A 13,552-nucleotide genomic window follows, 5' to 3' on the forward strand; every position below is an offset into this window, starting at 1 on the left:
GCCGCCCCGGGAGCAGCCCTATCGTGACTGGTCAGCAACTCGACGAGAACGAACCGCGCGAGGAGTGCGGCGTATTCGGGGTCTGGGCCCCGGGTGAAGACGTTGCCAAGCTCACCTACTACGGCCTGTACGCGCTACAGCACCGTGGCCAGGAAGCCGCGGGCATCGCGGTTTCCGACGGTTCGCAGATCCTGGTGTTCAAGGACCTCGGTCTGGTCAGTCAGGTCTTCGACGAGCAGACGCTGGCAGCCATGCCGGGCCACGTCGCCGTCGGGCACTGTCGGTACTCCACCACCGGATCCACCACGTGGGAGAACGCCCAGCCGGTGTTCCGCAACACGGCGGCCGGGACCGGTGTCGCCCTCGGACACAACGGCAACCTGGTCAACACCGCGGAGCTGGCGGCCCGGGCCCGTGAAGCCGGGCTGATCGACATGAAGGGTGTGCCGACCGCCACCACCGACTCCGACATCCTCGGGGCGCTCCTGGCCCACGGCGCCGCCGACGCGACCCTGGAGCAGGCCGCCCTGGAATTGCTGCCCACCGTTCGCGGCGCCTTCTGCCTGACGTTCATGGACGAGAACACCCTCTACGCCGCCCGCGACCCGCACGGTGTGCGCCCGCTGGCGCTCGGCCGGCTCGACCGCGGCTGGGTGGTGGCCTCCGAGACCGCCGCGCTCGACATCGTGGGCGCCTCGTTCGTCCGCGACATCGAACCCGGCGAGCTACTGGCCATCGACGCCGACGGTGTGCGCTCCACCCGGTTCGCCAACCCCGAACCCAAGGGCTGCGTCTTCGAATACGTCTACCTGGCTCGCCCCGACAGCACGCTGGTGGGCCGCTCGGTGCACGCCACGCGCGTCGATATCGGCCGCCGCCTGGCCCGCGAACACCCGATCGACGCCGACCTGGTGATCGGCGTCCCGGAGTCGGGTACGCCGGCTGCGGTGGGCTACGCGCAGGAGTCCGGGATCCCGTTCGGGCAGGGCCTGATGAAGAACGCCTACGTGGGCCGCACCTTCATCCAGCCCTCGCAGACCATCCGGCAGCTGGGTATCCGGCTCAAGCTCAACCCGCTGCGCGAGGTCATCCGCGGAAAGCGGCTCATCGTCGTCGATGACTCGATCGTGCGTGGCAACACCCAGCGCGCCCTGGTCCGCATGCTGCGTGAGGCCGGAGCGCTGGAGGTCCACGTCCGGATCGCCTCGCCGCCGGTGAAGTGGCCCTGCTTCTACGGAATCGACTTCGCCACCCCGGCCGAGCTCATCGCCAACGCCGCGTCCGCCGAACACCCCGGCGAGATGCTGGAGGCAGTGCGGCACGCCATCGGTGCCGACAGCCTGGGCTACATCTCCCAGCAGGGCATGATCGCCGCCACCGAGCAACCCGCCACCCGCCTGTGCTCGGCCTGCTTCGACGGGAACTACCCGATCGAGCTGCCCGGGGAGACCGCACTCGGCAAGAACGTCGTCGAGCACATGCTGGCCACCGCGGCCCGCACGGGCGTCCCGCTGCAGTCCGCCAACGACAACGCATCGGCGCTGCGCAGGCCCTGACGTTCCCGCCGCCGCGTCCTTGAGGTGTCCTTAACACCTCCTGCGCTGTACCCCCCTAATGGCGGGGCGGTAGCCTTGCTTGCGATGACTAAGGGCGCCGAACAGCACGGCATCGCCGAACACAACAGCATTTCGTACGCGTCAGCCGGAGTCGACATCGAAGCCGGTGACCGCGCTGTTGAACTCTTCAAACCCCTCGCCGCAAAGGCGACCCGACCGGAGGTCAGGGGCGGTCTGGGCGGCTTTGCCGGACTCTTCGCCCTACGCGGCGGGTACCGCGAGCCGGTGCTGGCCGCCTCGACCGACGGGGTGGGCACCAAGCTGGCCGTCGCACAGGCCATGGACAAGCACGACACCGTGGGCCTGGACCTCGTCGCGATGGTGGTCGACGACCTCGTGGTGTGCGGCGCCGAGCCGTTGTTCCTGCAGGACTACATCGCCGTCGGCCGCACCGTCCCGGAGCGGGTGAGCGCCATCGTGTCCGGCATCGCCGAAGGCTGCATCCAGGCCGGCTGCGCACTGCTGGGCGGGGAGACCGCCGAGCACCCCGGGCTCATGGAACCCGACCACTACGACATCTCGGCGACCGGCGTCGGCGTCGTCGAGGCCGACAATGTGCTCGGACCCGACCGCGTCCGTCCCGGCGACGTGATCATCGCGATGAAATCCAGCGGGCTGCACTCCAACGGCTACTCGCTGGCCCGCAAGGTGCTCCTGGAGATCGACCGGATGAACCTGGCCGGTCACGTCGAAGAGTTCGGCCGCACCCTCGGCGAGGAGTTGCTGGAACCGACCCGCATCTACGCCAAGGACTGCCTGGCGCTGGCCGCCGAGACGCAGGTGCGCACGTTCTGTCACGTCACCGGCGGCGGCCTTGCGGGCAACCTGGAGCGCGTTGTTCCCCACGGCCTGACCGCAGAACTGGATCGCGGCACGTGGACGCCGGCCCCCGTGTTCCAGATGATCGCCCAGCGCGGACGCATCGAGCGTGCCGAGATGGAGAAGACGTTCAACATGGGCATCGGGATGGTGGCGGTCGTCGCCCCGGAGGACACCGATCGCGCGCTGGCCATCCTGACCGCACGGCACCTGGACTGCTGGACGCTGGGAACCGTGAAGAAGGGCGGCAAGGACAGTGTGCGCGCCCAGTTGGTCGGACAGCATCCGCGGTTCTAGGAAGTAGACAAGGTCGCGCTGATCAGCGACGTGCGCTGTCAGCGCGACCTGTGTCTAGGTTCTACAACGGAGTGTCGACGGCTCAGCGCCGCCAGTCATCCTCGCCCGACCAGTCTTCGGCGTCGTCATTGGCGTCACCGGAATCGGGAGATCCCGACAGCTCACGTTGGAGCTGACTGAAGTCGGTATTCGGCGAGCTGTACTTCAGGTCACGTGCAACCTTGGTCTGCTTTGCCTTCGCCCGGCCGCGGCCCATGGGGGACCCCCTCGCGCAATAACGGAGCGGCCCAATAGCTAGGCGGCTCCGATCTGTGTGTCTTTATTGTCCTGCCAACACTTTACCGTGCCCGCCCGCGAAGTGCTGTCAGGCCCTGCCTCACGGTGAGCGGCCGGGGGTCTGGCTGCCGTGCGTCGTTGCACAGCGGCACGACCGTCACCAGGATCGCGGAACCCCGCGCCTGAGACGGTCGTCACGTCGTCGGTGACCGAGTGAGTTTACGTGCTCGTGTGCAGTTCCACGGCCTAACGCCCCCGAAGGCGCTCGACCGCGGCCCGCCCGGCGCCGGCGGTGGCATCGGCCTCCGGCAGGGAATCCGGGTCGATGACGGCGGGTGCCTGTGCCTCGGCGCCGGCGATCAGCTCGGTGTCGGCCGGTAGGCCCCGTTTGACCAGGGCCAATGCGATCGGGCCGTCGTCGGCGTGCTCGACGACTGTGCCGATGCGGCCGACGGTGCGCCCGCCCGCGGTGACCGCGTCACCGGTCACCGGTCGGTCGGAGGAGCCGTCGAGCTGCAGGATCACCAGCATCCTGGGCGGTTTGCCCAGGTTGTGAACCCGTGCGACGGTCTCCTGTCCCCGGTAGCAGCCCTTGTCGAGATGGACGGCGCCGACGCCTGGTCCGCCGATCCAGCCGACCTCGTGCGGGATGGTCCGCTCATCGGTGTCCACCCCCAACCTGGGGCGCCCGGACGCCACCCGGTGCGCCTCGTACGCCCAGACGCCGGCCGGCCGCACCCCGGCGTCGGTCAGCCGCCGGGTGTAGTCGGCGACCGACTCCCGCGGCACCACCAGGTCCAGTTCGATACCGGGGGTGGGCAGCCGGCGCAGGAACCCGCCGCCGGGCAATGTCACCGCCGTCGCCTCCTGCGGCAATTCCGCGCAGCCCAGGGCCGTGACGACCTGCTCATCGGCAAGCCCGGGGCCCAGCAGTGACAGCACCGCCATGTCCGCGGGTTCGATCTGCACGTCGGCCCAGAACACCATCTTCCGCAGGTACGCCAACAGTGGTTCGCCCCGCCACGGCTCGGTGTCCAGATACGTGGTGCCGCCGAGATCGGTCTGGATCCAGTGATCTTCGACACGGCCCTGCAGATCCAGGCTCAGGTTCTCGGTGACCGCGCCGTCCGGCAATGCGCTGACGTGCTGGCTGGAGATGCTGTGCAGCCACGTCTGGCGGTCCTTGCCGGTCAGGGTCAGGACCGCCCGGTGCGACCGGTCGACCAGGACCGCGGCACCCGCTGCGGCCCGCTGTTCGCCGAGCGGATCACCGTAATGCCACACGGCCCCGGCGTCCGGGTTGCCCTCGGGTGCGGGCACTGCTGGCGGTAGTGCAGTCATAGGCCAACTCTACGTTCGTCGCTCTTCGCGCAAGCGGCTCATCTATCTTGAACGCTCTTCGCGCAAGCGGCTCATCTATCTTGAACGCTCTTCGCGCAAGCGGCTCATCGACGCAGCTACGCTTTGGCCCCATGGCGAGCCAACCTGCCGTACTGGTCACTCTTGACGGCCAGCTCCACGACCCCAACGCCCCGCTGCTGCATGCCGACGATCTGGCCGCCGTGCGCGGAGACGGGGTTTTCGAGACGCTGTTGGTGCGTGACGGCAGGCCCTGCCTGCTGGAGGCGCACCTGGGGCGGTTGACCCAGTCCGCCAAGATGCTCGACCTGCCTCAGCCCGATCTGGACGCCTGGCGGGCGGCGGTCGCGTTGGGAGCCGCGCGCTGGACCGCCGAGCACGAAGGCGACGGTGTGCTGCGCCTGGTGTACAGCCGCGGGCGGGAGAGCGGCGGACCGACGACTGCATTCGCCACCATCGGCGCACTGCCCGACCGGGTGGCCGGGGTGCGCCGGGAAGGGTTGGCGGCGATCACCCTGGACCGCGGGCTGCCCCTCGATGCCGGCGACATGCCGTGGCTGGCCGCGGGCGCCAAGACCCTGTCCTACGCGGTGAACATGGCCGCACTGCGGCATGCCGAACGACAGGGCGCCGGTGACGTGATCTTCGTCAGCTCCGACGGCTACCTGCTGGAAGGGCCGCGTTCCACCGTGGTGATCGCAGCAGAAGGTGACGACGGCCAGCCGCTGTTGCTCACCCCGCCGCCCTGGTATCCCATCCTGCGTGGCACCACCCAACAGGCATTGTTCGAGGTGGCTCGCAACAAAGGCTACGACTGCGACTTCCGCGCCCTCAAGCCGGCGGATCTCCTTACAGCGCAAGGTGTTTGGCTGGTTTCCAGCATCACCCTCGCGGCCCGGGTGCACACCCTGGACGGGCAGCCGCTGCGTGCTGCGCCCTTGGCTGCCGACATATCCGGCCTGGTCGACGCGGCAATCGTCAGCGATCGCTGAGCTGCGGATAAATCGCTTGTCGGGGTGCGCGGACGGGGGTAGCTTCGTGTGCACACAGGGAAGGAGGTGGTCCGTCAAATTGAGTGACTTATGGACATGTGAGGTGGCTGCCCGCTAGCAGCGCCGGGGTATTGCCTGCGCGCGCTGGCGAATTCCCCGCAGCCACCCGGCCCCCGAGCCCCTCGGTCTGTCCAACCAAGTACCACGGCTCGGGGGCCGCCCCATATCCAGGGCAGGCCGAATCTGTTACTACCGTGGCGGTTGTGGTGCCAGTGACTGGCAGGCCTGCATCGCGTCGTCCCACTGAGCCTGATCGACCCCGGGCGGTGGGGGCGGAGTTGAGCCGTCACCTGGCGGAGGACCGTCGGGAGCCCCAGGCGGAGGGCCGTCACCGTCACCCGGCGGCGGGCCGGCCGGATGATGTCCGTGCCCGCCCGGTGCGCCGGGTGCGCCCTCGGGCGGGGCCGGGATCCCGTGCTCCTGCATGCACTCACCGAACGCGTCCGGGGTCACCGACGCGGTGGACGGCGCCGATTCTGCAGGCGATGCCGAGGACGACGCCGAAGCGGATGCCGACTGAGCCGGGGAATCGGTCGACTCGGCCGAGGAACAGGCAGCGGCGGAGCCGATCACGGCGAGCGCGGCCAGGCCGGAAAAGGCGGTTCGCAGAATATGTTTCACGGGGTTGACCGTATGAGACCCCGCTGAGCGCCGGTTATTCGCCGGCTATGTGTCCGCTGTGCGGCGACGCGCGGCGGCGAGCAACTAGCTGCTGGGGCCCGGTGCCAATGTCGAACACGCCTCGGTGGCCTGCTGCCAGGTCTGATCGTCGACCCCGGCAGGTGGGCCGGCGACCGGGCCGGGCGCCGAGGGCACACCGTGCTCGGACAGGCAGTGCGCGTACGTCCCGTGCTCGGGCGGCGGTGAGGTCGGAGCCGGTTGCGGCCCTTCCGACGAGCACGCACCGAGGAACCCTGCTGCGGCAAGCAGACCTGCCGCGATGATCGGCCGGCGCATCAGCCGACAAACCGTGACAGTCGGGCCGAAAGATGCGGTACCAGACCGCCGTCGGCGTCCACCCGTTCCTCGACGTAGCCCAGGTCGCCACCTTCGACGATGCCGTAGAGCCGCTTGGCGCCCCCGACCAGCAACCCGGACTTGCTGCGGGCCAGTGCATCGGTGACCAGCTCCCAGGACGCCTGGGTGAGGGGCTTGCCGTAGAAGAGTTCGACATAGCCGGCCGAATGGGCCAGCAGCAGTTCGATGGCCTGTGACTCGTCCCGGCCGGTCGGATCATCGGGATCGGTCACGAAGCGCCAGAAGCCGGTCTCACGCAGCCCGGGGGAGTCGTATTCGCCCGCATCGTTCAGTCGCCAGGACCGCGAATCCCAGTTCAGGTAGTCGCCGCCGTCGTGGGACACCACGATCTGCTGACCGAACCGGTAGTCACCGTGGGTGTCGCGGCCTTCGCCTTCACCGCGCCAGACGCCGACCAACGGCAACAGCGCCAGCAGCGCGTCGTTGAGTTCGACGCCGTCGCGCAGGTTGGCGGTGTCGGCGGCCACCGGGAGGTCATCGAAGACCGGAATGTTACGGGCAGCCGTGGCCTTGGCCCGTTCGGCGGCTGCCGCTACGGCTCGGTCACCCGAGCCCGGCTCCGGGACGGAGGCCTCGGCTGGAATGTCTCGGTCGGAGGTCACGACTCGTCGGTGACGAGGCGGTACAGCGCGTACAACGCGAACCACGTGATGACCACGACGGCCGCGACGAGCATTATCTCGAAGAAGAGCACCACGGGAGTGAGTCTAGTTCCTAGTCGAGGGTGTCGGCGCCCCGGGTCGGGGCGCCCTATACACGCCGAACGTGGGCTTGTGTGCGAGATACGTGCAAATCCTCGTACACAAGCCCACGTTCGAGCGGAGAACCAGGCCGAGCTGAATGGCCTGGCTCCTTCGTCGCTAGGCGACCTTGACGTCGACCTCGTGGATGCCCGCACCGGTCGGGGCCACGCTGGCGTCGCCGTTGCCCGCGGGGGACAGGGCGCGCAGCGTCCAGGTGCCCGGAGCGGCGAAGAACCGGAAATCGCCGGTCGCCGAGGCCACGACCTCAGCGGTGAACTCGTCGCTGGAGTCCAGCAGGCGCACGAAGGCGCCGCCGACAGCCTGGCCCGAGCCGTCCACCACACGACCGGTGATGACGGTTTCCTTCTCCAGGTCGACGCCGGCCGGCAACGTCAGTCCTTGCTTAGGTGCAGAGCACATATCAACTTCCCAACTCGATCGGGGCGCCCACCAGGGAGCCGTATTCCGTCCAACTGCCGTCGTAGTTCTTGACGTTCTGGTGTCCCAGCAGCTCCTGCAGCACGAACCAGGTGTGCGACGAACGCTCACCGATCCGGCAGTAGGCGATGGTCTCCTTCTCGCCGTCGAGGCCGGCCGCGGCGTACAGCTTGGCCAGATCCTCGTCGGACTTGAAGGTGCCGTCCTCGTTGGCTGCCTTGCTCCACGGAACGTTGATGGCGCCGGGGATATGCCCGGGCCGCTGGCTCTGCTCCTGCGGCAGGTGTGCCGGGGCCAGGATCTTGCCGGAGAACTCATCAGGAGAACGCACGTCGACCAGGTTCTTCGTACCGATCGCGGCGATGACCTCGTCGCGGTAGGCCCGGATGTTGTTGTCCAGGGGCTGGGCCGCGTACGAGGTGGCCGGGCGGCTGACGGCGTCCTTGACCAGCGGGCGCGCGTCGAGCTCCCAGCGCTTGCGGCCGCCGTCGAGCAGCTTGACGTCGGCGTGGCCGTACAGCTTGAAGTACCAGTAGGCGTAGGCCGCGAACCAGTTGTTGTTGCCGCCGTACAGGATCACGGTGTCGTCGTTGCTGATGCCCTTGTCGGACAACAGCTTCGAGAACTGCTGCTGGTCGACGAAGTCACGCTTGACCGCATCCTGCAGATCGTCTTTCCAGTCGAGCTTGACGGCGCCGGGGATGTGCCCCTCGTCGTCGTAGGCGCTGGTGTTCTCGTCGACCTCGACGAACACCACGCCGGGGGTATCGAGGTTGTTCCCGGCCCACTCGGTCGAGACCAGGACGTCGGAACGTGCCATGTACGAATTCCTTTCGGTTGCTTCAGATTTGGTTTGTCAGGCGGGTGTCATGCGGGACTGGGGACGCGACGTAGTCGCGCCACCAGCGGGTAGAGCTGGCACCCCAGGCAGATGCCGAAGGCGGCGTTGAGGAAGGCCGCCACCAACGCGAAGGCGGTGGCGGTCAGGCCGAGTGCGGTGATGCCGAAGGCGAACCCGGCGGTGCCCACGACGGCGAACACGAAGCCGACCAACTGGGCGAACTTCAGCGGCGGCACCGGCTCGCGCTCGGTGACCGGTGCCAGGCGCGGTGCGATGAACGTGGCGAACAGTCGGCCGTACGGGTGCTTGCGCGGGCCGCCGACCGCGCCGATGGCGAACACCAGCGCCTGGGCGCCCAGCAGCGCGGCGGCCGCGGGTTCACTCACTCCGGCGACCAGCAGCGTGGCGATCAGGACCGCGGTCGTGACCCAGGCCGCGAACCGTGGTCCCCGAACGTCCACCTGGGCAGGCCGACTGTCGGCGATGGGCTGGGTTGATGTCGATGACATGAGAACGAACTCCTGTTGTTGTCGAAGGTCCGGTTGTGTGCAGGCTCAGGGCACAAGGCCCGAGCGGGCGCGCAAAAGCGCGCGGCTGCCCTCAACAGCAACAACAACAGCAGCAACCCGCGACGCGGCACAGATCGACTGCGCGGCGCTTGGTGAGCACAAGCTCAAGGCGGGCTGACACGAGCGACAGCTTACCCAATAACCGGCGGGTCAGGCCAACAGCGGTTCCAGCGCCGAGCGCAGGTCAGCGGCCTTGGGAACCCCGCTGGTGCGGTATCGGGGCCGCCCGTCCCGATCGAAGATGATCGTGGTGGGCAGCGAAAGGACCGAAAGCCGCCTGGCGGCTTCGGGATTGGCGTCCATGTCGATTTCGACGTGGGCAACCGCGGGAAGCTCTGCGCAGACCTGGTCGACCACTCGTCGCACTCCCGCACAGGGGCCGCACCACTCGGCAGAGAAATGCAGGACGGTCGGGCCGGTGTGCGACAACCCCAGATCGCTGGTGTCGACGCCGGCGGCCTCCTCACCTGCCCTGATCATGCCGGCGCGCAGCGTGATCAGCCGACCGATCACGAAGGCCACCCCGAGCGCAGCGATGACCACCACGATCGCCAGCAGCATCGACGAGCTCATGACTGTCTGAACCCCGCCAGGTCGAGCGTTACTCCCGAGGCGATGCCCTCGATGATCACGTCGGACCCACGCGCGCCCGCGGTGGTCGGGGCGATGCCGAACGGAAGCTTCTGACCGGAGATGGTGTGGCTGAACTCCGACAGCACCGCCGCGGTCTTGTCCTCGGGCACGGGTTCGTCGGCGGTGCCCGGGCCGGTCAGGATCCCGGTGGCGGTCAGCACCAGGGTGGTGTCGTCGCCGTCGGCGAAGGACAGGTCGACCGCGACGCTGACGCGCTTGTCCAGGCCGGATTGCTTAGGGGTGCCGGTGAACACCAGCCCCTGACTGCTGGAGATGCCGGACTCGGTGGTGCCCCCGGTCGCGTCGTTGGTCTCCCGCGAAGGCGCTTCCACCAGCAGGTCATCGATGCCCATGAACCTGCCGATGTGGGTGGAGTCGATGATGATGCGACTTTCGGCCTTCTTCACCGGCAGTTTTGCCTCCGGCCGGATCAGCCACGACGAGTCCGTGATGTCGATGCCGTGCAGGGTGGCCTCCAGTGAGGCCTTGCCGACCACCGGGTGGTCGACGCCGGCTGCGCGGATCTCGATCTCTCGGTAGCGGTGGTTGCGGACCTGGGTGAGGAAGGGAAAGCCCAGGATGGCCACCCACGGGTCCCAGTTGAGTCCGGCCGCGGTGCGTACGTTGCGGGCAAGCCGGTATTCGGCGTAGATCGCCGATCCGAAATCGGTGCCGACAACCCCGACGACGAGCGCGGTCACGGTCGCGGTGAGCCCGATCAGCAGTTTGCGCACCGGCACATTGTCGCCCACGTCCACCGGATCGAAGCGCTCGGCGCGGCTAATCAGCAGGTGAGGCGTTATCGTTAGATCACTAAAGGCCGGTAACGGCTACATGTCAGTCATGAATCCGACCGTGTGGACATCGGGGTCCGGGCGATCGTGTGAAGTGATTGCCGGCGCGCCGGAGGACCCGTTGGATCTGCTGCTACTCACCGTCGACCCGCATCCCGAGTCGGTCCTGCCCTCCTTGACCCTGCTTGCCCATACCGTGCGCACAGCACCGACAGAGGTGTCCTCGCTGCTGGAAGCGGGCAGTGCCGATGTGGCGATCGTCGACGCGCGTACCGACCTCGCGGCTGCTCGCGGCCTGTGCCGGCTGCTGGGAACCACGGGTACCTCGGTCCCGGTGGTCGCGGTGATCAACGAGGGCGGGTTGGTGGCGGTCAACCACGAGTGGGGCCTGGACGAGATCCTGCTGCCCAGCACCGGCCCGGCCGAGATCGATGCCCGGCTGCGGCTGCTGGTGGGCCGGCGTGGAGGCGGCGCCAACCAGGAGAACGTAGGCAAGATCACCCTCGGTGAGCTCGCGATCGACGAAGGCACCTACACCGCACGGCTGCGCGGGCGCCCCCTCGACCTGACGTACAAGGAATTCGAGCTGCTCAAGTACCTCGCCCAGCACGCCGGGCGGGTTTTCACCCGGGCACAGTTGCTGCAGGAGGTGTGGGGCTACGACTTCTTCGGCGGCACCCGCACGGTCGACGTGCACGTCCGTCGTCTGCGCGCCAAGCTCGGCCCTGAGTACGAATCGTTGATCGGCACCGTCCGCAACGTCGGATACAAGGCGGTGCGCCCGTCGCGCGGTCGTAACACCGCCGCCGAGGCGGGCGGTGCCGCCGAGACCGCGCAGGACGACGCCGACGACGACTTCGACCCGGCGACAGACGGCGCGGACGAGCCGTTGGCCGGGCGGTTGCCCAGCCAGTGATCCAACTCGACTGGCGGACCGGGCTCTCAGAAGCCGAGCAGACCGGGATCCGGGCACTCATTGCCGCAGCGACCGAGGTCGACGGCGTCGCCCCGGTAGGCGACCAGGTGCTGCGCGAGCTCGGTCTCGACCGCACCCGCCACCTCCTGGCCACCGACGGCGCAGACCTCGTCGGGTATCTGAACCTTGCCCCGGCCGGCGAGGACGATCCGCCGATGGCTGAACTGGTGGTACATCCGCAGGCCAGACGCCAGGGTGTCGGAGCGGCGCTGGCCCGCGCCGGGCTCGCCGAGGGAGCTGCCGGCACACGGATCTGGGCACACGGCAATCTCGAGGCGGCCCGCGCGCTGGCGGCATCGCTGGACCTCAAGGCGGTCCGCGAACTGCTGCAGATGCGCCGCCCGCTGACCGACCTGCCGCCGCTGCGCGCCGCCGAGGGCGTGCGGATCAGCACCTACGCCGGGCCTGGTGACGATGCCGAGATCCTGCGGGTCAACAACGCGGCGTTCTCCTGGCACCCGGAACAGGGCGGCTGGACCGAACAGGAGATCGCCGAGCGGCGCAGCGAGCCGTGGTTCGATCCCGAGGGGCTTTTCGAGGCGTTCGACGAACGCACCGGGGGGCTGCTCGGCTTCCACTGGACGAAGGCCCACGATGGCGAACTGGGCGAGGTCTACATCGTCGGCGTCGACCCCGCCGCGCAGGGGCGCGGGCTGGGGTCGGTGCTCACCCTGGTCGGTCTGCACCACCTGGCGGGCAGGTCACTGGCAACGGTGCTACTTTACGTCGAGGCAGATAACTCGGCGGCCGTGGCGACCTACCGAAACTTGGGTTTTGAGGTGTTCGGCGTCGACGTGGCGTACGCCGCCGGTTAACCCGTTTAGCTGTGAACACGCTGAACCTATTCACTGCTGATTCACCTGCTGTCCGTGAGCCGTCCACTGGGGCCTAATACGTTGCCGGAGAGTTCGAAGCCGTCAACTGAAAGTGGGACAAGTGAAGCTCATCAGCATTGGCAAGCCGTTCGGTGTCGCGCTTTCCGCGACGGCGATCGCGGCCCTCACGCTGACCGCCTGTGGTAGCGACAACAACACCGGCAGCACCAGCTCGGCGGCCTCTGGCACCAGCTCGTCCGCGTCGGCCGAGTGCGGCGGCAAGAACTCTCTGACGGCCGAGGGCTCGACGGCTCAGCAGAACGCCATTGCCGAGTTCAACAAGGTCTGGGGCCAGGTCTGCTCCGGTAAGAACCTGGCCTACAACCCGACCGGTTCGGGTGCGGGCGTGGATCAGTTCATCGCCAAGCAGGTCGACTTCGCCGGCTCCGACTCGGCGCTCAAGGACGATCAGGTCGCCAAGGCCGCCGAGCGTTGTGGCGGCAACGAGGCCTGGAACCTGCCGCTGGTGTTCGGCCCCGTCGCACTGGCCTACAACGTCGAAGGCGTCGACAAGCTCGTGGTGAGCCCCGACGTGCTCGCCAAGATCTTCCAGGGCCAGATCAAGAAGTGGAACGATCCGGCGATCGCCGCGCTCAACGCCGGCGCTACCCTGCCCGACCTGGACATCAAGCCGATCTACCGGTCGGATTCCTCGGGCACCACCGACAACTTCCAGAAGTACCTGGCCGCGGCCGCGCCCCAGACCTGGACCAAGGGTGCGGGCAAGGAGTTCCAGGGCGGTGCCGGTGAAGGCGCCCAGAAGTCCTCCGGTGTCGTGCAGGCCGTCCAGGCCACCCCCGGATCGATCGGCTACGTCGAGAAGAGCCCGGCCGCCGCGGCCGGCCTGCCCTACGCCCAGATCGACAGCGGTGCCGGCGCGGTGGCGCTGGACGACCAGTCGACCACCAAGGCCGTGGGCGCCGCCAAGTTCAAGGGTGACGGCAAGGACCTCATCATCGACTTGAACGCGCTCTACGCCTCCAAGGACGCCGGGGTCTACCCGCTGGTGCTGGCCACCTACGAGATCGTTTGCTCCAAGGGCTACGACGCCGACACCGCGGCGGCCGTCAAGTCCTTCCTTACGGTGGCCGCCAACGAGGGCCAGGCCAGCCTGTCGCAGGCCGGATACATCGCGCTCCCCGACGAGTTCAAGCAGCGCCTGCTGACCTCGGTCGAGGCCATCGCCTAGTAGCCCGGCTGGCGTTAGAGGACGAATCTGGGCGAGG

The 13,552-nt window shown here is 68.2% G+C and carries 17 protein-coding genes; 6 read left to right on the plus strand and 11 right to left on the minus strand.

What is annotated here, in order from left to right; all coding sequences use genetic code 11:
* Positions 1–23: 23 nt before the first annotated feature.
* The gene (purF, locus tag ACNQR1_RS07070; RefSeq protein ID WP_418045047.1) at positions 24–1,556 is read left to right on the plus strand and encodes an amidophosphoribosyltransferase; all 1,533 of its coding nucleotides are present in this window, start codon (positions 24–26) and stop codon (positions 1,554–1,556) included.
* A gap of 84 nt (positions 1,557–1,640) precedes the next feature.
* Entirely contained in the window at positions 1,641–2,732 is a 1,092-nt protein-coding gene (gene purM, locus ACNQR1_RS07075; protein WP_418045049.1) for a phosphoribosylformylglycinamidine cyclo-ligase, read from the plus strand.
* An 82-nt stretch (positions 2,733–2,814) separates the two neighbouring features.
* Here purM and ACNQR1_RS07080 read toward each other — a convergent pair whose 3' ends face one another.
* Together ACNQR1_RS07080 and ACNQR1_RS07085 are read right to left on the minus strand one after the other, a co-directional pair.
* Positions 2,815–2,988: a DUF3073 domain-containing protein gene (locus ACNQR1_RS07080; RefSeq protein WP_082449106.1), complete on the minus strand. Its 174-nt coding sequence runs from the start codon at positions 2,986–2,988 to the stop codon at positions 2,815–2,817.
* A 266-nt stretch (positions 2,989–3,254) separates the two neighbouring features.
* Positions 3,255–4,349, minus strand: coding sequence for a YgfZ/GcvT domain-containing protein (locus ACNQR1_RS07085; protein ID WP_418045051.1), 1,095 nt, complete (start codon positions 4,347–4,349; stop codon positions 3,255–3,257).
* A 131-nt stretch (positions 4,350–4,480) separates the two neighbouring features.
* Between ACNQR1_RS07085 and ACNQR1_RS07090 the strand changes: the two genes are divergently transcribed.
* Positions 4,481–5,359, plus strand: a complete 879-nt coding sequence (locus ACNQR1_RS07090; RefSeq protein WP_418045052.1) for an aminodeoxychorismate lyase — start codon at positions 4,481–4,483, stop codon at positions 5,357–5,359.
* Positions 5,360–5,608: 249 nt separating this feature from the next.
* Here the strand turns inward: ACNQR1_RS07090 and ACNQR1_RS07095 are convergent, their stop codons facing one another.
* The 9 genes from ACNQR1_RS07095 to lmeA all read right to left on the minus strand — a co-directional run bounded on the left by ACNQR1_RS07095 (position 5,609) and on the right by lmeA (position 10,433).
* On the minus strand, positions 5,609–6,040 hold the full coding sequence (locus ACNQR1_RS07095) for a hypothetical protein (RefSeq protein WP_418045054.1): 432 nt from the start codon (positions 6,038–6,040) through the stop codon (positions 5,609–5,611).
* An 84-nt stretch (positions 6,041–6,124) separates the two neighbouring features.
* Positions 6,125–6,376, minus strand: a complete 252-nt coding sequence (locus ACNQR1_RS07100) for a hypothetical protein (RefSeq protein ID WP_418045056.1) — start codon at positions 6,374–6,376, stop codon at positions 6,125–6,127.
* Positions 6,376–7,059, minus strand: a complete 684-nt coding sequence (locus ACNQR1_RS07105; protein WP_418045058.1) for an FABP family protein — start codon at positions 7,057–7,059, stop codon at positions 6,376–6,378. The genes ACNQR1_RS07100 and ACNQR1_RS07105 overlap by 1 nt, the downstream gene beginning before the upstream one ends.
* A 258-nt stretch (positions 7,060–7,317) precedes the next feature.
* Positions 7,318–7,620, minus strand: coding sequence for a DUF1416 domain-containing protein (locus tag ACNQR1_RS07110; RefSeq protein ID WP_003884652.1), 303 nt, complete (start codon positions 7,618–7,620; stop codon positions 7,318–7,320).
* A 1-nt stretch (position 7,621) separates the two neighbouring features.
* Positions 7,622–8,458 (minus strand): sulfurtransferase, encoded by an 837-nt coding sequence (locus ACNQR1_RS07115; protein WP_418045060.1) that lies wholly within the window; start codon positions 8,456–8,458, stop codon positions 7,622–7,624.
* A gap of 47 nt (positions 8,459–8,505) precedes the next feature.
* Positions 8,506–8,988, minus strand: coding sequence for a DUF4395 domain-containing protein (locus ACNQR1_RS07120; protein ID WP_418045062.1), 483 nt, complete (start codon positions 8,986–8,988; stop codon positions 8,506–8,508).
* A gap of 91 nt (positions 8,989–9,079) precedes the next feature.
* Positions 9,080–9,169 (minus strand): Ms5788A family Cys-rich leader peptide, encoded by a 90-nt coding sequence (locus ACNQR1_RS07125; RefSeq protein WP_350222965.1) that lies wholly within the window; start codon positions 9,167–9,169, stop codon positions 9,080–9,082.
* A 29-nt stretch (positions 9,170–9,198) separates the two neighbouring features.
* Positions 9,199–9,621: a thioredoxin family protein gene (locus ACNQR1_RS07130; RefSeq protein ID WP_418045064.1), complete on the minus strand. Its 423-nt coding sequence runs from the start codon at positions 9,619–9,621 to the stop codon at positions 9,199–9,201.
* Entirely contained in the window at positions 9,618–10,433 is an 816-nt protein-coding gene (lmeA, locus tag ACNQR1_RS07135) for a mannan chain length control protein LmeA (RefSeq protein WP_418045066.1), read from the minus strand. Before lmeA ends, ACNQR1_RS07130 begins: the two co-directional genes overlap by 4 nt.
* Before the next feature lie 163 nt (positions 10,434–10,596).
* Between lmeA and ACNQR1_RS07140 the strand changes: the two genes are divergently transcribed.
* The 3 genes from ACNQR1_RS07140 to pstS all read left to right on the plus strand — a co-directional run bounded on the left by ACNQR1_RS07140 (position 10,597) and on the right by pstS (position 13,515).
* The gene (locus tag ACNQR1_RS07140; protein ID WP_418050306.1) at positions 10,597–11,391 is read left to right on the plus strand and encodes a winged helix-turn-helix transcriptional regulator; all 795 of its coding nucleotides are present in this window, start codon (positions 10,597–10,599) and stop codon (positions 11,389–11,391) included.
* Positions 11,388–12,266 (plus strand): mycothiol synthase, encoded by an 879-nt coding sequence (gene mshD / locus ACNQR1_RS07145; RefSeq protein ID WP_418045068.1) that lies wholly within the window; start codon positions 11,388–11,390, stop codon positions 12,264–12,266. The genes ACNQR1_RS07140 and mshD overlap by 4 nt, the downstream gene beginning before the upstream one ends.
* A 121-nt stretch (positions 12,267–12,387) precedes the next feature.
* Positions 12,388–13,515, plus strand: a complete 1,128-nt coding sequence (gene pstS / locus ACNQR1_RS07150; RefSeq protein ID WP_418045070.1) for a phosphate ABC transporter substrate-binding protein PstS — start codon at positions 12,388–12,390, stop codon at positions 13,513–13,515.
* Positions 13,516–13,552 lie beyond the last annotated feature (37 nt).

Origin of the sequence: Mycobacterium sp. 48b (genome assembly GCF_048282725.1) — a bacterium.
GTDB lineage: Bacteria > Actinomycetota > Actinomycetes > Mycobacteriales > Mycobacteriaceae > Mycobacterium.

What these genes read in the sequence shown, in the direction of transcription:
- purM (WP_418045049.1), top strand. Translation starts at nt 1,641, where the DNA reads ATGACTAAGGGCGCCGAACAGCACGGCATCGCCGAACACAACAGCATT.
- ACNQR1_RS07080 (WP_082449106.1), bottom strand. Translation starts at nt 2,988, where the DNA reads ATGGGCCGCGGCCGGGCGAAGGCAAAGCAGACCAAGGTTGCACGTGAC.
- ACNQR1_RS07085 (WP_418045051.1), bottom strand. Translation starts at nt 4,349, where the DNA reads ATGACTGCACTACCGCCAGCAGTGCCCGCACCCGAGGGCAACCCGGAC.
- ACNQR1_RS07090 (WP_418045052.1), top strand. Translation starts at nt 4,481, where the DNA reads ATGGCGAGCCAACCTGCCGTACTGGTCACTCTTGACGGCCAGCTCCAC.
- ACNQR1_RS07100 (WP_418045056.1), bottom strand. Translation starts at nt 6,376, where the DNA reads ATGCGCCGGCCGATCATCGCGGCAGGTCTGCTTGCCGCAGCAGGGTTC.
- ACNQR1_RS07110 (WP_003884652.1), bottom strand. Translation starts at nt 7,620, where the DNA reads ATGTGCTCTGCACCTAAGCAAGGACTGACGTTGCCGGCCGGCGTCGAC.
- ACNQR1_RS07115 (WP_418045060.1), bottom strand. Translation starts at nt 8,458, where the DNA reads ATGGCACGTTCCGACGTCCTGGTCTCGACCGAGTGGGCCGGGAACAAC.
- ACNQR1_RS07120 (WP_418045062.1), bottom strand. Translation starts at nt 8,988, where the DNA reads ATGTCATCGACATCAACCCAGCCCATCGCCGACAGTCGGCCTGCCCAG.
- ACNQR1_RS07130 (WP_418045064.1), bottom strand. Translation starts at nt 9,621, where the DNA reads ATGAGCTCGTCGATGCTGCTGGCGATCGTGGTGGTCATCGCTGCGCTC.